Origin of the sequence: Algirhabdus cladophorae (genome assembly GCF_044772865.1) — a bacterium.
GTDB classification, from domain to species: Bacteria; Pseudomonadota; Alphaproteobacteria; order Rhodobacterales; family Rhodobacteraceae; genus Algirhabdus; species Algirhabdus cladophorae.
On the sequence record NZ_CP173029.1, the window covers coordinates 2,284,188 to 2,302,360 of the forward strand.

16 protein-coding genes are annotated in these 18,173 nt (G+C 54.8%); 6 read left to right on the plus strand and 10 right to left on the minus strand.

Going from position 1 to position 18,173, the window contains the following annotated elements:
- Positions 1–63: 63 nt before the first annotated feature.
- The 3 genes from ACIRQ6_RS10905 to ACIRQ6_RS10915 are packed head-to-tail and all read right to left on the minus strand — an operon-like array spanning position 64 to position 3,268.
- Entirely contained in the window at positions 64–1,005 is a 942-nt protein-coding gene (locus ACIRQ6_RS10905; protein WP_420860616.1) for a tripartite tricarboxylate transporter substrate-binding protein, read from the minus strand.
- A gap of 22 nt (positions 1,006–1,027) precedes the next feature.
- On the minus strand, positions 1,028–2,524 hold the full coding sequence (locus ACIRQ6_RS10910) for a tripartite tricarboxylate transporter permease (protein WP_420860617.1): 1,497 nt from the start codon (positions 2,522–2,524) through the stop codon (positions 1,028–1,030).
- Between the two features lie 9 nt (positions 2,525–2,533).
- Positions 2,534–3,268: a tripartite tricarboxylate transporter TctB family protein gene (locus ACIRQ6_RS10915; RefSeq protein ID WP_420860618.1), complete on the minus strand. Its 735-nt coding sequence runs from the start codon at positions 3,266–3,268 to the stop codon at positions 2,534–2,536.
- Between the two features lie 541 nt (positions 3,269–3,809).
- On the opposite strand from ACIRQ6_RS10915, the gene ACIRQ6_RS10920 reads away from it, so the two are divergent.
- A complete protein-coding gene (locus tag ACIRQ6_RS10920; protein ID WP_420863897.1) occupies positions 3,810–5,792 on the plus strand; it encodes an ABC transporter permease in 1,983 nt (660 codons plus the stop codon).
- Positions 5,793–5,816: 24 nt separating this feature from the next.
- Here the strand turns inward: ACIRQ6_RS10920 and ACIRQ6_RS10925 are convergent, their stop codons facing one another.
- Positions 5,817–5,960, minus strand: a complete 144-nt coding sequence (locus ACIRQ6_RS10925) for a cytochrome oxidase subunit III (RefSeq protein ID WP_420860619.1) — start codon at positions 5,958–5,960, stop codon at positions 5,817–5,819.
- 99 nt (positions 5,961–6,059) lie between these two features.
- A complete protein-coding gene (locus tag ACIRQ6_RS10930; RefSeq protein WP_420860620.1) occupies positions 6,060–7,253 on the minus strand; it encodes an aminomethyltransferase family protein in 1,194 nt (397 codons plus the stop codon).
- A gap of 159 nt (positions 7,254–7,412) precedes the next feature.
- On the opposite strand from ACIRQ6_RS10930, the gene ACIRQ6_RS10935 reads away from it, so the two are divergent.
- From ACIRQ6_RS10935 to ACIRQ6_RS10955, 5 genes are all read left to right on the plus strand, one after another.
- Positions 7,413–8,363, plus strand: coding sequence for a LysR substrate-binding domain-containing protein (locus ACIRQ6_RS10935; protein ID WP_420860621.1), 951 nt, complete (start codon positions 7,413–7,415; stop codon positions 8,361–8,363).
- Between the two features lie 597 nt (positions 8,364–8,960).
- The gene (locus tag ACIRQ6_RS10940) at positions 8,961–9,827 is read left to right on the plus strand and encodes an MBL fold metallo-hydrolase (protein WP_420860622.1); all 867 of its coding nucleotides are present in this window, start codon (positions 8,961–8,963) and stop codon (positions 9,825–9,827) included.
- Positions 9,827–10,774: an MBL fold metallo-hydrolase gene (locus tag ACIRQ6_RS10945; protein WP_420860623.1), complete on the plus strand. Its 948-nt coding sequence runs from the start codon at positions 9,827–9,829 to the stop codon at positions 10,772–10,774. The genes ACIRQ6_RS10940 and ACIRQ6_RS10945 overlap by 1 nt, the downstream gene beginning before the upstream one ends.
- Entirely contained in the window at positions 10,771–11,271 is a 501-nt protein-coding gene (locus ACIRQ6_RS10950) for a rhodanese-like domain-containing protein (RefSeq protein ID WP_420860624.1), read from the plus strand. Before ACIRQ6_RS10945 ends, ACIRQ6_RS10950 begins: the two co-directional genes overlap by 4 nt.
- Positions 11,268–11,684, plus strand: a complete 417-nt coding sequence (locus ACIRQ6_RS10955) for a rhodanese-like domain-containing protein (RefSeq protein ID WP_420860625.1) — start codon at positions 11,268–11,270, stop codon at positions 11,682–11,684. The genes ACIRQ6_RS10950 and ACIRQ6_RS10955 overlap by 4 nt, the downstream gene beginning before the upstream one ends.
- Before the next feature lie 224 nt (positions 11,685–11,908).
- Here ACIRQ6_RS10955 and ACIRQ6_RS10960 read toward each other — a convergent pair whose 3' ends face one another.
- The 5 genes from ACIRQ6_RS10960 to soxB are packed head-to-tail and all read right to left on the minus strand — an operon-like array spanning position 11,909 to position 18,154.
- Positions 11,909–13,174, minus strand: coding sequence for an FCSD flavin-binding domain-containing protein (locus tag ACIRQ6_RS10960; RefSeq protein WP_420860626.1), 1,266 nt, complete (start codon positions 13,172–13,174; stop codon positions 11,909–11,911).
- 22 nt (positions 13,175–13,196) lie between these two features.
- Positions 13,197–13,856, minus strand: a complete 660-nt coding sequence (locus ACIRQ6_RS10965) for a c-type cytochrome (RefSeq protein WP_420860627.1) — start codon at positions 13,854–13,856, stop codon at positions 13,197–13,199.
- A gap of 28 nt (positions 13,857–13,884) precedes the next feature.
- Positions 13,885–15,177: a c-type cytochrome gene (locus tag ACIRQ6_RS10970; RefSeq protein ID WP_420860628.1), complete on the minus strand. Its 1,293-nt coding sequence runs from the start codon at positions 15,175–15,177 to the stop codon at positions 13,885–13,887.
- Positions 15,161–16,432, minus strand: a complete 1,272-nt coding sequence (gene soxC / locus ACIRQ6_RS10975) for a sulfite dehydrogenase (RefSeq protein WP_420860629.1) — start codon at positions 16,430–16,432, stop codon at positions 15,161–15,163. The genes ACIRQ6_RS10970 and soxC overlap by 17 nt, the downstream gene beginning before the upstream one ends.
- 24 nt (positions 16,433–16,456) lie before the next feature.
- Positions 16,457–18,154, minus strand: coding sequence for a thiosulfohydrolase SoxB (gene soxB, locus ACIRQ6_RS10980; RefSeq protein ID WP_420860630.1), 1,698 nt, complete (start codon positions 18,152–18,154; stop codon positions 16,457–16,459).
- Positions 18,155–18,173: the final 19 nt, after the last annotated feature.

Genomic DNA, 18,173 nt, shown 5'->3' on the forward strand with positions numbered 1-18,173 from the left:
CAATCCAGAAACAGGCCAGAAAAGTGGAAGGTGGCCACCAAGGGCAGCCACCTTAGAGGGTCTTTATTCACCGATGATTTTGTTCATCTCAGCGATGTTCATGCGGTCGGCTTCGATCCGGGCCGTGGCCTCGGCCGTGCCTTCCCAGTAGAGCCGCGCACCAGTTTCAGCCATCAGTGTTTGGCCTTCTTCGCTGGAAATCACCTGCTGTGCCACGTCCGCGATCACGTCGATAACTTCTTGAGGTGTGCCTTTCTTTACAAAAAGACCATTCCACAATTCCAACTCGGACACGCCGGACTGTTCAGACAAGGTTGCGACGTCTGGCAATTTGCCAATCCGTTCGGACCCGATATTGGCCAGCACTTTGACATCATCCAAGCACGGTTCGATCAAGGCCAATGTGGTGTTGATCACATCTGCATCCCCAGACGACAGCGAGTTACAATCGAGCATGTCAAAGGCCGCGTCATCCGCAAACTCAAACTCCATCAAAGCAGCGCCTGCAAAGGTGGCTTTGGTCGGCGCAAGGCCAGCTCCAAAATGTCCAAGCACCACGTCATTGTCTTGGGCGTGGGCCGCAAGCCCTGTCATATCCGAATACGGTGCGTCGCCCGCAGCGGCCAGAATGAACGGATAGGTGAGGTAGACACCAATTGGGGTAAAGCTGTCTTCCTCAATGCCGATACCGATATTGGGGCCAACAACGGGCACACCAATCACAAATGAGCCGATGACAGAGCCATCAGTGGGGCCATTGAGGACTTCTAGTGCGCCCGGAAAAGGGCCATCACCGCCACCGGGACGGTTTACGACAGAGGCGGACACGCCGGATACTTCTTGCAGTTTGGCCGCGATCATGCGGGTTGTGATGTCTTCGAAATCGCCCGGTGGAAAGGGCACAATAAACTGTACCGGCGCCGTTGGGTATTCCGCCATTGCAGGCATGCCGCCTGCAAGGATCGTTGTCGCCGCAAGCGCGGCAGTAAGTGCGAATTTTTTCATTGGTAGTCTCCCGTTGTTTTGGTCATGTTTGATAGTCCGTGCGTCTATTTTTGAGTGACGTCCAAATGATGAATCCTATGACCATAAGGATCACCACGAATAGGGTGCCCGATACAGGGCGGTTGATAAGGTCCACAGCAGATTTAATCTGGCCCGCCCCAGCGGTGAGGCGCTCGACGATGATCGAGCCAAGCACAAGGCCCAAAACGATGGGCACAAGCGGCCAGTCAAGGCGGCGCAGCACAAAGCCGATAAAGCCAAAGATGACCGCAAAAATGCAATCTGTCAGGCTGTTTCGGATCGAATAGACGCCAACAAACGATAAAATCATGATGAAGGCCCCTAAAAACCGGTTGGGGATATAGACCATTTTGGCGATGTATTTTGTGGAAACAAGAAGGGTCACAAGGACCAGCACATTGATAATCAACAGCGCTGTAAACAGGCTGAACAGGAAATCTGGGTTGTTTTCAAAGATATCTGGTCCCGGTTTAATCCCCGCATCAAAAAAGACCACCATCATCATTGCGGTCAGCGCCTCGCCCGGCACGCCCAGCGCCAGCAGCGGGATCATCGCAGCTGCAGGGACCGCGTTGTTAGAGGTCTCTGAAGCGATCAACCCTTCCGAGGATCCATGGCCAAAGCGTGCTGGATCTTTCGACAACGAGCGCGCTGTGGAATAGCTAAAGAACTGCGCCACAAACTCGCCCACACCGGGGATAATCCCCATAACAGTGCCGTAGCAGGCCGAAAAAAAGGTGATCAGTTTACGTCCTGCGATCTCGCGAAACCCACTGAGCAGTCCACCAGTAATACGCGCCTCCGGCGGATCATCATCCTTGCCCACCATCAGGTTCAACGCTTGCGACAGGGCAAAAATGCCTACGATGACCACGATCAGGTTAAAGCCCGAATAGAGGTATTCGATGTCAAAAGTGTACCGGTCTATTTTGCGGGTCGATTGGCGACCGATCATCGCAATCAGGAAACCAAAGCCGAACAAAAGGGCCGCAATGCCCATGGTTTGGCGGTGCGCTGCGACCAATAAAACACCGCCCAAGACCGCTGCCATCAAAATGTCGCGCTGGCCAAACAGTGCCCCAAGATCGCGCAGATAAGGACCAAAGACGAAAAGGGCGATCAGCGCCATAAGGATCGAGAAACAGCCGCCGAAGAAGGAGGCAGAATAGGCCAAGGATAAAGCCCGCGAAGCCTCGCCCCGCCGCGTCATCGCATAGCCGTCATATGTGGTGAGGGCGTTCACAGGCGTACCGGGTGTATTGATCAAGATGGCCGGAATGGCTCCGCCATACATCGACGAACCATATACCCCCAACAACAAAACAAGGCTGACGAGGTCGTCCAAAAACACTGTGGCAGGCAGCAAAATTGCGATGGCAATCGCAGGCCCAATGCCGGGAACCGCACCGATGATGAGACCACCAACAGAGCCGATCACAATTGCCAGCAGAACCGCCGGCTGCATCAAGCTGTCCAATCCTGCAAGAAACGCTTCCATCGCCAACCCCTAGAAATACGTCAACATAAACGCCCGCGTCGCCGCAGGCAGTTGATCATAAAGCCAGATGCTGATCGGTGTTTTGATCTGCAAAAACGTGCGAAAGGCGATGACCACAGCAAAGCTGGTGACAAATCCAGTCAGCAGCCATGACCGGCTGCGATACCCCAAGCGCCATGTCAGGTAGGTACCCAAAATCAAAGTGGATACAAGGTAGCCCAGGATTGGCACAATTAATGTGTAGCCAATGAAGTAGACAACATATTCCAAGGCCGCCGCGTATTTTGTCAGCTCAAAATAGGCGCTTGTGGGCAGCAAAAAGCGTTTGCGCCATGCGGTTTCCTTCCAAGAGGCGCGCAGATTCCACAAGGCTGCGGGCACAAAGACCAGCAAACACAGCAAGGGGGCGACCCATGACTGTTTCAGGATCCGCCCAAGTCGCGTGACCCGGCCATCAATCTCGGCAAGACCAAATTGATAGGCAACATAGGTGCCAAAGTCGTCCGGCAGTTTACGGCTATCCCATCCCGTTTGCGTCCAGAAGAAAGCCAGAAAAAACAGGGCGATCACGGCTGCCGCTAAGGAGACTTGCAAATCGCCACGGGTGCGAGAAAACTTAAACAGATCCTCCACTTTGACCTTTTTGTCAGGCCTGCATTCGCTTTGAAACTTGCTCAAGGTGTCTGTCGGAACGGCCTCGTCAAAGAGATACAATTCTGCAGATGTCTGTGGCCCAGTTGTCATCGCAGGGATCCACACCGCCAAGCAACGCCTTTGAAAAGCGCGATTTCGAACACAAGGCGAGCAGAAAAATTCATGGCTTGGACACTGCTGAACTTAAAAGATGACGACGTCTTTCCTCAGCTTGGCCAGTATTAATTAACATGTCAATTAATTTGACGGTTGATTACTTTCCACACTGCGTTGGCTCTATAGATCTCAGGGTAAATGCAGTGACACAGGTTGCCCATGGTGGGCAGTACGGGCCTACCTTTATCCATGACAAGTGCGGTGCGTTCAAAAACACGCTGTTGTGGATCGGTCCTATCGCTACGCGCACGAAGCAAAGCACAACATCCTGCTACGGCGTGGGTTTTTAGCCATTTTAAGCGCGACAGGCGCAACCATCATTTGACAAACACACCAACGCCGCTGACACTCACGTTAACGAATAGCGGCGCGATAGGCGGGGGCGTACTGTGATCTCTACAATATTTTTGCGGAAATTGAGTGTTCAGGGGTATGATACAAGGCCCCTCATCTTGGATCATCTTCAATGACCGATATGTCCCAAGCCCCGTCCCCAAGCACAGACCACCCCGCACAATCTGGCGGAATTTCGACGCGGCAAGCGACGATCTGGGGTCTTTTGGCCCTAGCCGTTGCTTTGATTGTTCTGAAACCTTGGTTACCCGAATGGATGGTGCGTGTACCAGAAAGCTGGGTCTTGCCTTGGGCGGATTGGTTGGATGCCGGTTTTGCATGGCTGCAAAATGATCTTGGCCTAATCCATGTGACCCGCACCATTGCAGGATGGCTTGGGTTCCTGATCGATGCCATGGCAAACGTGCTTTACGGCAAATCGCGATGGCCCCGAATAGACGCCTTGCCGTGGTCTGTTGTCGCCGCTTGTGCCGCTGTTTTGGGCTATTGGCTGGGTGGATGGAAACTGGCCCTCTTGGCCGGAGGCACCTTCATCTGGACAGCCTTGATGGGCCAATGGAAATGGGCCATGGAGACCATGTCCGTCATCATGGTCGCAGCCCCTGTAGGGTTCTTGTTGGGTCTTGTTTTGGGCATCTCAGCATGGAATTCAAAACTGGTTGAAAAGCTGCTGCGCCCGATCTTGTTGGTGCTGCAAACGCTGCCTTTTTATTCCTACCTGTTGCCTGCGGTTATCTTTTTCAAAGTCGGCCCAACAGCCGCTTCTGTGGCCACAATCGTCTATTCGATGCCGCCGATTATCCTGATGACGATCGTTGGTCTGAAACAAGTGCCTTCTGATGTGATTGAAGCCGGTAAAATGTCTGGGGCCACGCGCTGGCAAATGTTGCGCCATGTCTACATTCCCTCTGCACGCACCGAGATCCTCGTCGGCCTGAACCAAGTCATCATGCTGTCACTGGCGATGGTCGTTCTGACTGCCTTCATCGGCATGCCGGGGCTTGGGGCCAAGCTGTTGGCGATGATGAATAGCTTTAAGCTGGGGCGGTCGTTTGAGATTGGCGTGACGATTGTGTTGCTGGCAGTGACGCTGGACCGGCTGAGCAAAGCATGGGTCGTCAAGCAGCCCGTTCATTTTGAAAAGGGCACTCCTTGGTGGAAACAGCATTTGTTCCTAGTCTTGGGCCTTGCTGCGTTTGTGGTGTTCATGGCGTTGGCGCAAGTGTTCCCAATTCTGGACGAAGTGGGCCGTAAGCAATCCCTGTCCATGGGCAAAGAAATCGATGTGCTAATCAAAGGATTCCTTAACCTTGAATGGGTCAAAGCAATTGCCGGAGGGATCCGATGGTTCTTTAATCTTTGGGTTCTGATCCCAACTGAGAAAGCACTGCTCTATGTACCAACGCTTGCGATTATCCTGATGGTCACTGGCGTCAGTTATGCATTAGGTGGATGGCTCCCGGGCCTCATTGGCCTCTTATTCTTTTCTGCTGTCGCACAGTTGGGTTGGTGGGATCGGGCTATGCTGACCTTGCATGCAACAGTGACAGCGGTCTTCTTGTCGTTCCTCTTTGGCTTGCCCCTCGCTATTTGGGCGGCGCGCACAGAACGGGCCTCCCGATGGATGATCTTTGTGTGCGACACGGCGCAGACCTTCCCAAGCTTCATCTATTTGCTGCCCGCGATTATGCTCTTTGGGATCACACCTGTGACTGTCATCTTTGCCATTTTGATCTACACCATGGTGCCCGTTATTCGCTACACCATCGAAGGATTGCGCGGGGTCTCGCCCGAGATCACCGAAGCTGCGGATATGTCTGGGGCCACACGGTCGCAAAAGCTGTGGAATGTTCAATTGCCCATGGCCATGCCAACGATCGCAGTGGGCCTGAACCAAGCGTTCATCTTTGCCTTTTTCATGGTCATTATCGCGGCCTTTATTGGCACCCGCGATTTGGGTCAGGAAATGCAGCGCACCCTTGCCGGGACCAATTTGGGGGCAAATTTCACGCTTGGATTTTCAGTGGTCTTTATGGCGCTGACCTTTGATATTGCGATCAATTCATGGGCCGCGCGTCGGCGCAAAATCCTCGGGCTGGATTAGATCACAGAACCAAAGACGCGCCGTTCACGGACCCTCGCGCAAATGCGCCCAAACAAAAATAAGGCAGGCTACAAAAAACAGTAGGCTGCCTGTCATGGCCCAGAAGTGGCCCACGCTTGCCACGATATAGGCCACCGACGAGGCGATGAACAAAAGCCAGCCGATCATAATCAACGCATTATTTTTCAAAGCTTGGCTTCCGTTTGTGCAAATGTCGTGGCCCCCCACCCACTGCGCGCAGGCTGGGTTAAGGGGCCACAGTCAGACTTATGCCGTCGCTGGACGGTCAGGAATATCAACAAGCTTGCCGCGCGGAATTTCGCAATCCTGATCATACATCGGTAAGCCCACGACTTCGCCTGCGTGCAGTTCGCCATCCTTGCATTTGATCTCGACAGACAAGCCAACGCCGTGGGCCGTGTCATCCATCAACCCAATGCCAATCCCGTGCCCAAGATAGGGCGAGGTTGCCCCTGCCGTCACAGTACCAATTTTAACACCATCCACGTAAATACCGCCTGAAATCAGCGGCTCGCCTGTGGCGCATTTCAGACCATGGGAACGGCGTTCTTTGGGGGCGATAGCCAGTGATGCTTTGCCAATAAAGTCGCCTTTGTCTTCATCGACGAAACGCCCAAGCCCTGCCTCATAGGGTGTTGTGTTCATGTTGAAATCGGCACCCGCATTCAGAATGCCAGCCTCAATGCGCCGAATATTCATGGCATCCAACCCAAAGATTTCCAGCCCGTACTCGGCGCCAGCAGCCTTGAGATGCGCCCAAAGCGCGTCGGCGTCGTGGTGCGGTTCAGTGTAGAATTCAAAACCCAACTCATTAGTGTAGCCCGTGCGCGTGATAATGACTTCTTGGCCGCCAAAATCCACGCGGGCCACAGCGAAATAAGTGAACTTCTCGGGCAGCCCATCTTTTGCTGCGGCTTCAAGGATCTTCAGCGCATTGGGGCCTTGAATTTGGCTAACAAAAACATCTGGATCGATAATCTCAACATCCATGCCAGCCGCATGGGCACGGGCCCATGAATAAAAATCGCCGTCAGCCTGCGCGTACCAGAACCGGTCCTTGGCCAGTCGCAATAGGATCCCATCGACCAAAAGGCCGCCGTCCTCGTAACACGCTAGGCCATAACCGCAGCGGTTCACTTTGACCTTGGTTATGTCTTTGGTGAACAATTTATCGAGCAGGCGTTCTGCATCGGGGCCGCGAAACTCTAGTGGGAATTCGCCTGTGTTCAAAAGGGCGGCCTCACGACGCAAACGCCAATAGCCGTCCTCGGTGGTATGGTCGTCAAAACAGACCGCCATCAGACGCCGGTTATAAACGCAATAATGCGCGCCTTTTGGCTGTTCATGGGCGTGAAACGGGTGGCGTGTGATCGAGTAGTCCCACCCTGCCCCGGGCAAGTCTGTGACCACACTTCTGGTATTTCCGTCGCTTGAGCGCATGTTTGTCTCCCTTAAGTTCTACAGAGGCCGTGCCGCTTGTTGATTAGATATCCTGACAGTCTGCGGACAGGATATTTGCGTCCTTGCCCAAAGGATAATAGGCTTCACACCATCACAGAAGACATTTGAAGTGCACCTAATTAGCAGAAAAACTAACTTATGACGGAATGGCTGCCCTCGTTGAATGCTTTGCGCGCACTCGAAGCGGTCGGTCGAAATCAAAGCTATCCGCGGGCCGCAGAGGAACTTGGCGTGACGCCGGCCGCCGTAAAGCAGCTTGTTGCCAAGCTGGAAGGTGCGTTTGGTCAGCGTCTTGTTGTGCGAAACGGGCGCGGCATTGCCCTGACCCCAGCTGCAACTTGTGCCCAAAGCGACCTTGCTGCTGCTATGCAATCCTTGACCAATGGGGTCCGGAAAATGCGGGACTTTGAAGCGCCGCAACGCCTGATCGTCTCGGTTGAGGCATCGCTGGCGACCACATGGCTGGTTCAACGCTTGCCGGGGTTTCGCAAGGAAAATCCGGGCATTGATGTATTGATCGACTCCACCCAAAAGATTGTGGACCTGAAGAACAGCGATGTTGATGTGGCCATCAGATACGGCGTGGCACCCGATCCCCAGCTGGTCACCGAACGCCTCTTTGATGACAGGGTTTTTCCAGCCTGCAGCCCAGCGCTGGCCCAAGAGCTGCAACAAGCCGCGCCTTCAAAGCACTTCACCTCAGCGCCATTGATTCATTGGGATCTATCGGATCAGCCTTGGGCCAAAACCACGAAAAAGTGGTTCGATTGGTCCGAATGGGCCACGCGACATCAGATCGCGACCATGGACACCAATTCAGGCCTTCGGTTCAGCGACTATGGTCTGGCGGTTCAAGCGGCGATTTCAGGGCAAGGGGTGATCCTAGCCAGTTGGCCCATTCTTCTTGATCCGCTTGAGGCAGGCCTGCTGGTCCAACCTTTTCCAAATTACGCGGAACGCCCGGGGCTGGGTTATGATCTTGTGACAACAGCAGCCTCATTGGAAAAGCCGGAAGTGATGGCCTTCAAACACTGGATGATGCGGGTCGCAGCGCACTTGGGTTCTGCAAAACAGACGCCCACCGATTGAGCGTGCCGCGAGCCGGGCCCTATATATATCCACTGCAGTTAAACCGCCGTGTCGCTACTTGGCTGCTTCCGCCAAGGCCTGATCTAGGCTTATGAAGGTCCCGTTGCTGGCGATCCCATCAAACCTGCCCCTTGTTCGGTTTGGGGATACGCTAAACACAGGTCGCCAGATTGCCCAGCATTTGCGACGCCTGCTATTCGAACCAAACAAAGTCATCCTTGCGGGTAGGTCCAGCATGGTGACGTTTTGCGTGTCCGCCGAGCTGGGGTTCAGCCTCCTTGCGCCCAAGCCACATCCAGCGAAGAACTGTCCAAGCAAATAAAACAGCAAATGGACGGCATTGCCCAAACCGCAGTGAATTTCAACATGGTGGAAGTTGGGCGGGGATACGCAAACCCCGCACCCAGCTCGATACGCTGTGCGACGTGCCTTAGCCCCGTGAAAGGCACGACCAATCTGTCGAAATTATCGCCTATTTCTTTAACTCTTCTTGCGTCGAACGGCTTACCTCATCATATTCGAATAAACGAATTTAACTGTGAGGCCGTCATGAACCAAAGTCGACGAACTTTTCTCAAGCAAGGGGCCGGACTTTGCATGGCATCGTGTTTGCCCGGTCTCGTCCGCGCTGATCTTGCTCTTGGATCTGGTACGCTCACCACTGTGAGTGACGGCAATTTAACCCTTCCGGGCAGTTTCTTGTTCGACGCCATGCCGCAAGGCGAATTGAGCAGCATTTTGGCTGATTACAATCTTGCCACGGATCAAATCACACCGGATTGTAACCTCGCCCTTTACCGCGATAGCGAAAGGACCGTTTTATTTGACGTAGGCTCTGGCCCGGATTTCATGCCAACAGCCGGCACCATCGTGGACAGCCTTGAGGCGCTTGGCCTTGCCCCCGAGGATATTACCGATGTGGTTTTCACCCATGCCCACCCCGACCATATCTGGGGCTTGCTTGATGATTTTGATGAGCCACTTTTTTACAACGCCAACTACATGATGGGCCGTGCAGAATGGGACTACTGGTGGAACCCGAACACCGTTTCCGAAATTGGCGAGGCCCGCGCGGCCTTTGCGGTTGGGGCAAAACGCAGGATGGAAGCGATCAAAGACATCGTTACCTTCTTTGAAGATGGTCAAGAGGTCCTACCCGGTATTGCGGCGCTGTCCACCCCCGGTCACACCCCCGGCCATATGGCCTTTGAAGTGCGCAGTGGATCCCGCGGTGCCTTGGTCTGTGGCGATGCCATTGGCAACCATCACGTGGCGTTTCGCAAGCCAAATTGGTTGAGCGGTTCTGACCAAGATCCCGACACTGCGGTTGCAACGCGCAACATGCTGTTTGATCGCCTAACAGGCGAGGATTTGGCTGTGATAGGCTTTCATTTACCGCAAGGTGGCATTGGCCGCGTTGACAAAATGGGCGATGGGTTCGTCTTTGTTCCGGAGGACAGCTGATGCTTTTGCGATCTCTTGCTGCCGCTTTGATGATCTGCACTGCCGCTGGTGCGGATGAGGATATTGCCGACCAATATCCGGGTTCGGCCCTTTATGCCAAACCCGTTGAAGTGATCCCAAACGTGTGGTCAGCCATTGGGGCCACAGCGCCACCTACTTATGAGAATGCAGGCCATAACAATAACCTCAGCTTTATTGTGACCGGTGACGGCGTGATCGTTATCAATGGCGGTGCGGCCTATATTCTGGCCAAAGCTTTGCACGATGAGATCAAGAAAATCACTGATCAACCGGTCAAACTGGTGATCGACGAAAACGGGCAAGGCCACGCGGTCTTGGGCAATTCATACTGGTCCAAGCAAGGCGTCCCGATCTTGGCCCATGTGGATGCCAAGCACGAGATGGAAGAACGCGGGATAAATATCCTCGATGGGATGAAGCGATATAACCGCGACAAGGCTGAGGGCACTTTTCTGGCCTTTCCCACCGAGACGTTTGAAGACAAACGTGTGATCGAAATGGGTGATTTCACGATAGAAGTTTTGTACCTCGGCCCCTCTCATAGTGCCGGGGACACGCAGGTCTGGCTGCCCGAGCAAAGCCTCGTCATTGCGGGTGACATGGCCTTTCACGAACGCATGCTGCCGATTTTTGAGGACACAATTGTCCTGGATTGGATCGAAACGTGGGACACTGAATTCGAAGCACTGGGGGCGACCTATGTTATTCCCGGCCATGGCCATCCGACGAATATGGCACAGGTCCGCAAGTATACCCGCGATTACTTGCTTTATTTGCGGGCACAAATTGGGGCACATTTGGACAATGGGGGTGACTTGGCCGAGGCCTATTACGTTGACCAATCGCCCTATGCGCAGCTGGATACGTTTGAGGAATTGGCGACACGCAACGCAGGCCGTGTCTATGAACAGATGGAATTTGAATGACCGCGATATCCGCCCTTCCTTTCTTGATCGTTGACCGCCTACTCACCCTGATCATTGTCAGTGTCGCGGTGCTGATGTTGGCCTTGGGGCAAGCACAGGCAGAGGCGCCAATCCTGTCCGCGCCTGAGGCCGCGGACAAGATGCAGTCCAATGATATGATCGTGCTTGATATTCGCTCACCACAGGAGTGGGCCCAAACCGGTGTTGCCAAAGGCGCATGGCCCGTATCCATGCACCAAGCGGATTTTGGGCAACGACTAAATGTTATTTTGCAAAACTACCGCCCGGATCAGATTGCAATGATCTGCGCCACGGGCGGGCGCACAGCCTACATCATCGACATTCTTGCCAAGAACAACATTTCGGGCGTGGCGGATGTCTCAGAAGGCATGATGGGCAATCCCAAAGGCCCGGGATGGATCGCTCGGGGTATGCCCGTCGTTTCGGACAAAGTCGCAAAAGCAGCCTATGAGACGGCCACAAAGGCTTGGAAATGATACGCGTATCTGCCTTCACTGTCTGCTGTGGCTTGGCAAGCAGCTTGCACGCCGATCCAGTTCTGGAGGTCATACAGGACTATGCCGATTTTGCCCCCTATGACGCAGGAATAATTCTACCTGCCCAGCTGACCCCAGACATCTTGGACAGCATCGCGTTTATCGACACGCGCACGGCGGACGAATTTGCCACGGATACGATCCCCGGTGCCACAAACATCGAATGGCGCAGTATATTTTCCCAACTTCAGGACATCCCCACAGACAAAAAGGTCGTGCTGTTTTGCAATACAGGCGCTTTGTCCGCCCAATCCGCGTTTGGACTGCGCGTGCTGGGGTACGAGAATGTGCTGCTGTTGCAAACGGGCTATTTGGGTTGGCTGGCGCAGCGCGCCGAAGCCTCACAGAATTAACGCAAACGCCAGATTTAATTCAGCGGCAAGCGGCTTACAGGCCAGCTGACACTGAAACCAAAGCGCCCCGAGCGCATCAATCAAATGATAAATATCCGCATCTGAATGCAGCGGCGTTGGGTGATCCGCAACCGCTCGGTCCCTTTGGACAAGGTGCTTTATCTCGCGCGCCCCAAAACACAAAGCCCCGGCAACATAGGTCGCCGGGGCTGTTTTTTAGGTGTTTAGCCGAACATGTCAGCCGTGATACCGCTGTACCAACCTTCAGATTCTTCATAGGTCGCTTTGCGCACTTCAGCACTTTCACCGGTGGCCGAGATGAACCCGTCAACCTTGGCGATCTTTTCATCGGTCGCCTCATAAGTCGCGCCCACCTTCACACCGTTGTTGGTGTCGATCAAAGACCAGCAGGTGTTCGAGAAACGTGCCGGGAACACCTTGGATCCCGTCAGCGCACCACGCACGGCGTTCGCGCATACCTTGGCCTGGCTGTTGGCCGAGAAACCAGACTTGGGCATATCGCCCTGTTGCGAGGCATCGCCCAGCACATAGACATCCGGATCCGCTTTGGTCGACATGTCTGCGGCATTCACTGGTGCCCAGTTGCCTTCGGTCACGCCAGCAAGTTCGGCAATCCGGCCGGCCTTCATGGCCGGGATCACGTTACACACGTCAACTTTGGTGACTTCGCCATCAATGGACACGGTCATCGCGCCGGGATCTACAGAAACAACATCGCCCCCAAAGTCAGAGCCGACCCAATCGATCATGCCATCGTAGTTGTCTGCCCAACCTTCTTGGAACAGCGCCATTTTGGAAAATTTCGGCTTGGGATCGGCCACGATGATCTTGGCTGTTGGGTTGTTGGCCTTCAGGTAGTGGGCCACCATGGACACACGCTCATATGGGCCCGGAGGGCATCGGTAGGGGTTGGGTGGCGCTACCATCGCAAAGGTACCGCCCTGTGGCATCGCCATCAGTTGCGCCTTAAGCAATTCGGATTGTGATCCGGCCTTGTACGCGTGGGGCATCGCGTTTTGCGCGCTTATGTCCCAGCCTTCCACAGCGCCTTCGACAAAATCGATGCCGGGGCTGAGGATCAGTTTATCATAAGACATGGATCCGCCGCCTGCCAGCGAGACAGTCTTGGCGGCACGGTCGACGCCGACGGCCCAGTCGTGCACAACATTCACACCACCAGCTGCCAATGTGCCGTAGGAATGGCCGATGTCGTCGATGTTTTTGAACCCACCGATATAGAGGTTCGAGAAAAAGCACGTGTAGTACGTGCGCGTCGGTTCAATCAGCGTGACTGCCACTTCGCCCTTGCTGTCTTTGGCGATATAGCGCGCAGCAGTTGCACCACCTGCGCCGCCGCCAACAACCACAACATGGGCTTTGGCGTGACCGGCGGCCTTAACCATTGGTGCGGCCAAAACGCCAGCCGCAGCCACGGATGTGCCTAGGAATCTCCGTCTGTTAAAAGTCATTTTAGTTCCTCCCGTTATTGCCTCAGTTTGCGAGGCTTTTAAAATACACAGCCAGGGCTGCGATCTCATCATCGGCCAAGCGGCCAGTAATCATTTGCATCACAGGGTTTTCGCGATGCTTGGTTTTGTAAGCATGCATAGCCGTGACGAAGTCGCGGGTCTCCCAACCTACGATGGCCGGAATGCCCGCGTCAGTGCCGTTTGACTGGTGGCAGGTCGTGCATTCGCTGGACAGGTATTCGCCGTAATCCACGTCCCCCACGAGGGCCAAAACCGCCTCTTCGACGGCAAACCCTGCGTCTACTGGTGCAGCCATGGCGCCGTTTGAAAACGTGGCCAAGTAAGCAATCACGTCGATGCGGTCCGCGTCTGCCTTGAGGCCCCGAAAACTCATCTTGGTTTTTGGGACCATTGCCTTGGGGTTTTCCAAGAAGCGATCCAATGCTTCGGGCGTCCAGTGCAAACCATCTTCGCCCGCCTGCACCAGCGCCTTTGAGTATTTGAACCCTTCAACAGTCCCAGCTTTGGCCGCCAAAATGTCATTGAGTACAGGACCGACCCGCTTGCGCGCATCTGCACCGACCATATGGCACGCAGCGCATTTTTTATACACGTGCTGACCACGGACGGGGTCCCCGGGCACATCGGCCCATCCAAGGCTGGCCCAGAGTATCAGACCCAAAGAGAGAGTTATTCTAGCCATCATCATCTCACTCGGAGTTTGCCTTTAGGTAGGCTGTGAGCGAAACAATATCCGCCTCCTTCTTGAGGCCGGAGAACGACATCTTGGTGCCCTTCAAATAGGATCTCGGTTTTGCCAGAAATTCGGCCAAGCTCTCCTCATCCCAAACGCGCCCTTCTTGTGCAGCAGCCTTGAACACGTTCGAATATTTGAACCCATCCACCGTGCCCATTGTCCGACCGATAAGGCCATTCAATTGTGGGCCGGACTTATTCTTGGCCCCTGCCCCCACCGCGTGGCAGGCTGCACATTTCTTGAACACTTTCTTACCAGCGGCGACCAATTGAGCGCCCTCATCTACCTGTTCCAGCGCAGGCGCGGGCGCTGCTGCTTCTTCAAGCTTTGGGGCCGCAACAGGTACAAAAGACGGGCCTGTGGCAGAAAAACTGGGCAATCCTTCAGGCTTGGCAGGATTCATCATCGAAACTGTGCCGCCCTCAGGCGGGGTTTCAACCAAGAACACCGACCGCATGGTGACTTCAGTGGCCTCTTTGCAGTTTTCCATGCACGGCTCAACCCGCCACGCCTCGTATTCAGTCGCAGGCCGGTCATCGACGACAAAGCCGTCTTTGTTGTGCATATCGAATGACGCCAAATTCTCATGCGTCAGCTCAAAGTCATCGTCGATCAGATCGTTGGAATACAGGATGTAGGCCACAATCGCATAGGTCTCGTCAGCTGTCAGTGTGCCTGCCTCACCAAACGGCATCGAGCGGTAAACATAGTCGTAAACCGTTGATAGATAGGGCCAATATGACCCAACGGTTTTCACCGGATCCTCATCCGCCAGCGTATCAAGACCACCGGCCAACACGGGCCAGTTATCCACCCCTTCGGCGAAATCACCGTGACAGGCCGCGCATTTCTCGGCAAAAACCTCTTCGCCATCATATGCGTTGCCAGTGCCCGCAGGCAGGCCGCGCCCATCGGGCAAAACATCAACGTCCCAGGCCGCAATCTCGACCGGCAGTGCTGTGCGACCCAAACCAAAGCGGCCATCGCTGGCCGGTGCAGGCGCCGTTAGATCGACACCAAGCGCCCCCCGTTCTGCGGCAGCAGCTTGGACTTGGGCGATATTCAATTCAAGCTGCGTTGCTTTTTCAGTGGCTGCTTTCGCGTGGCTCTCAACTTGGCCGACGCGGTCTTGCAAGGTTTCGATTTTGTCCGCGCCATAGTCGCGAGACGCCACGCCATAGGCCACACCTAGGGCCAAAGTTGTTACCCCAAAGGCGGGCAGGAAAATACTAGGAGACTTCGACATTTTCAGCCACCCCTTCAACGTTGACGTACCATGTTTGGATACAGTTATTGTGATAGACCGAGTTTTCGCCGCGTTGTTCGCGCAACTGTTCTTTGGTCGGCTGCACATAGCCGGTTTCGTCCATGGCGCGGGATTGCAACAGCATCGGTGCGCCGTCCCAATCCACGTCCAGATAGAACCGCGTCAGGGCTTTGGTGTCGCCCTGTTTGCCCAAGCGGGCTGTTTCCCACGTGATACCCCCATCGCGAGACACATCAACGCGAGTGATCTGCCCGTGGCCGGACCACGCCAGCCCCGAGATGACCAAAGGCCCTGTGCCATGGGTGATCGGCATTTGCGGGCTGGGCGATGTGATGACGGATTTTGCATCCATAACCCATGTCCATTTGCGCGCGGTGCCGTCTTCCATAACATCGGTGTATTTCGACGTTTCTTCACGGCTTTCAGTGGCTGCATCAGACACTTCGATGCGGCGGATCCATTTGACCCACATGTTGCCTTCCCAACCGGGCACGACCAAGCGTACGGGATAGCCATGTTCCATGCGCAGGGCTTCACCGTTGGCTTTGAATGCAACCAGCACGTCATCCAGCGCCTTTTCCATAGGGATCGAGCGTCCGTTGGACGAGGCATCAGCCCCTTCCACATAGACCCACTTGTCCTTGAGGTCGCCAGCTGCGTCCAAGCCAGCCTCAGCAAGCAACAAACGCAGCGGCACGCCGGTATATTCCATGTTGTGGATCATACCGTGGGTGAACTGCGCGCCGTTCAATTGGGCCCCGGCCCATTCCATGCCAGTGTTGGCCGCACATTCACAGAAATAGACGTGGTTTTCGCGCGGGAAGCGCTCCAGATCGGCGTAAGTGAACACCAAAGGAGTGTCCACTAACCCATTGATCATAAGACGGTAATCGTCTTTGCTCAGCTCAATCGCACCGGAATGGTGCCGCTCAAACGCACAGCCTTGTGGGGTGATCGTGCCTTCCAGCGCGTGGATAGGCGTGAAGTTGATCGACGAGATCGGTGAGGCCGTTAGCCATTCCACATTGCGCCGCACCACGTCAGATTCAAAGCTGATCGGCAGGCCGTAAGGCGTTTCATCCACGCCCACACCTGTGATTGATGCCCAGTCCTGCAATTCGGTGATCAACGGATCAGCTGACTGTGCAACCGCCGTGCCCGCGGCACTTGAGGCTGCAATCGCCGCTGTGCCGCGCAAAAAAGCCCGGCGAGAGGGTTTGAACATTTCACCCATTTTTCAAAGTCTCCACATAAAACATCACAGGCCCACGACCTTGACGCTATTGTTGTCCTCTACGGTTAACGTGCCTTGTTTGCGGATATGGTCCTCGACCACGTCCCAAATCATCGGCCCTTCGGTTCCTTCATTGACCGACGCCCAGCCAGCAACGACGTAAGACCACGCCGGATCAATGGCCTCGCCCGTTTTCAGAAGGGTCATATCGCTGATCCGCGCGCCTTGCGGTTTGGACACGTCAATCTGATAGCCAAGTCCCCCTGTGCGAACCATATCGCCCCCCTGCTGGTAGTAGGGGTCGGGGTTAAAGATGTTATCGGCCACATCTTCCAAAACGACTTTGAGGAACTCACCAGTCATTTCCGTGCGATAGGCTTCGCCGTAACTCATTGATGTAACGCCGAAAATGTCCTCCCGGGTGATGTCTTGGCCCGGGATTATGGACGGCCCCCAACGTACCCCAGGACTAAGCGCAATCTCGGCATCGCGTTCGGACAACAAAGCGTCACAGATCACGTCATCCCATGTGCCGTTAAAGTTGCCACGGCGATAAAGAACACTATCGGTCTGGCCAATGACCTCGGCCATTTCGGCCTCATAGGGGGCGCGTTGGGCGTCAATCACTTTCGCAACCTCTGGATCAGGCGTGATGACATCCGAAAAGATCGGGATCAGTTTGGTGCGATAGCCCATCATTTTGCCATCGCGGATATCCAGATCGACGCGGCTGACGAACTTACCGTTTGAACCGGAGGGCAGAATGATCGTCTGGCCTACCACCACGGGTTCCGGCAAAGCATCATGGGTGTGCCCAGACAGGATCACATCAATCCCCGGCACAACGCCGGCCATTTTCTTGTCCACATCAAAGCCGTTGTGGCTGAGAAGGACCACACATTCGGCGCCCGCTGCACGAACCTCTGCCACCATCGCAGCCATGTTTTCATCGCGTAAACCAAAGGCATATTCAGGGAACATCCAGCCCGGATTTGCGATCGGCATATAAGGGAAAGCCTGACCAATCACTGCGATCTTGGTGCCACCACGTTCAAACATCTTGTAAGGCGGGAACAGTTCAGCAGGCTCGTCCCATTCTGCGTCAAAGATGTTCTGACCCAAGGCCGCGAATGGCAATTGCTCGACCAGTTCCTGCACCCGCTCGCTGCCCAGTGTGAACTCCCAATGAAATGTCATCGCGTCGGGCTTCAACGCATTCATCACATTGACCATGTCTTGGCCTTGGGTCTTGAGACAGGTGTAAGAGCCGTGCCATGTGTCCCCGCCATCCAACAAAATCGCGTCGGGCCGGTCCGCACGAATGGCGTTGATCACTGTTGCCATACGGTCCAATCCCCCGACCCTACCGTACGCTTGGGCAAGGGCGGAAAAATCACCCGAGGACAGGGCATAGTGGCTGGGACTGCCATCGGCGATCCCGTAAGCCGCACGAAAATCAGCGCCTGTGATATGCGGCACGACGCCTTTGTTTGCGCCGACACCTATATTGATGGATGGCTCGCGAAAGTGCAGTGGCTTGAGTTGACCATGGATGTCCGTGACGTGGATCAACGAGACATTGCCAAAGGTATCAAACTCTAGCAGTTGATCCTGGGTCAAAGCCTGCTGGGCGCCAAGACGCGCCCAATTGCCAAATCCAGATCCGCCAACCAAAGCAGATGCTGCCATACTAACCTGAAGGAAATCACGCCGTGAGATCATGTGAGGGGCTGCCTTTACA

What these genes read in the sequence shown, in the direction of transcription:
- ACIRQ6_RS10905 (WP_420860616.1), bottom strand. Translation starts at nt 1,005, where the DNA reads ATGAAAAAATTCGCACTTACTGCCGCGCTTGCGGCGACAACGATCCTT.
- ACIRQ6_RS10910 (WP_420860617.1), bottom strand. Translation starts at nt 2,524, where the DNA reads ATGGAAGCGTTTCTTGCAGGATTGGACAGCTTGATGCAGCCGGCGGTT.
- ACIRQ6_RS10915 (WP_420860618.1), bottom strand. Translation starts at nt 3,268, where the DNA reads ATGACAACTGGGCCACAGACATCTGCAGAATTGTATCTCTTTGACGAG.
- ACIRQ6_RS10920 (WP_420863897.1), top strand. Translation starts at nt 3,810, where the DNA reads ATGTCCCAAGCCCCGTCCCCAAGCACAGACCACCCCGCACAATCTGGC.
- ACIRQ6_RS10925 (WP_420860619.1), bottom strand. Translation starts at nt 5,960, where the DNA reads ATGATCGGCTGGCTTTTGTTCATCGCCTCGTCGGTGGCCTATATCGTG.
- ACIRQ6_RS10930 (WP_420860620.1), bottom strand. Translation starts at nt 7,253, where the DNA reads ATGCGCTCAAGCGACGGAAATACCAGAAGTGTGGTCACAGACTTGCCC.
- ACIRQ6_RS10935 (WP_420860621.1), top strand. Translation starts at nt 7,413, where the DNA reads ATGACGGAATGGCTGCCCTCGTTGAATGCTTTGCGCGCACTCGAAGCG.
- ACIRQ6_RS10940 (WP_420860622.1), top strand. Translation starts at nt 8,961, where the DNA reads ATGGCATCGTGTTTGCCCGGTCTCGTCCGCGCTGATCTTGCTCTTGGA.
- ACIRQ6_RS10945 (WP_420860623.1), top strand. Translation starts at nt 9,827, where the DNA reads ATGCTTTTGCGATCTCTTGCTGCCGCTTTGATGATCTGCACTGCCGCT.
- ACIRQ6_RS10950 (WP_420860624.1), top strand. Translation starts at nt 10,771, where the DNA reads ATGACCGCGATATCCGCCCTTCCTTTCTTGATCGTTGACCGCCTACTC.
- ACIRQ6_RS10955 (WP_420860625.1), top strand. Translation starts at nt 11,268, where the DNA reads ATGATACGCGTATCTGCCTTCACTGTCTGCTGTGGCTTGGCAAGCAGC.
- ACIRQ6_RS10960 (WP_420860626.1), bottom strand. Translation starts at nt 13,174, where the DNA reads ATGACTTTTAACAGACGGAGATTCCTAGGCACATCCGTGGCTGCGGCT.
- ACIRQ6_RS10970 (WP_420860628.1), bottom strand. Translation starts at nt 15,177, where the DNA reads ATGTCGAAGTCTCCTAGTATTTTCCTGCCCGCCTTTGGGGTAACAACT.
- soxC (WP_420860629.1), bottom strand. Translation starts at nt 16,432, where the DNA reads ATGGGTGAAATGTTCAAACCCTCTCGCCGGGCTTTTTTGCGCGGCACA.
- soxB (WP_420860630.1), bottom strand. Translation starts at nt 18,154, where the DNA reads ATGATCTCACGGCGTGATTTCCTTCAGGTTAGTATGGCAGCATCTGCT.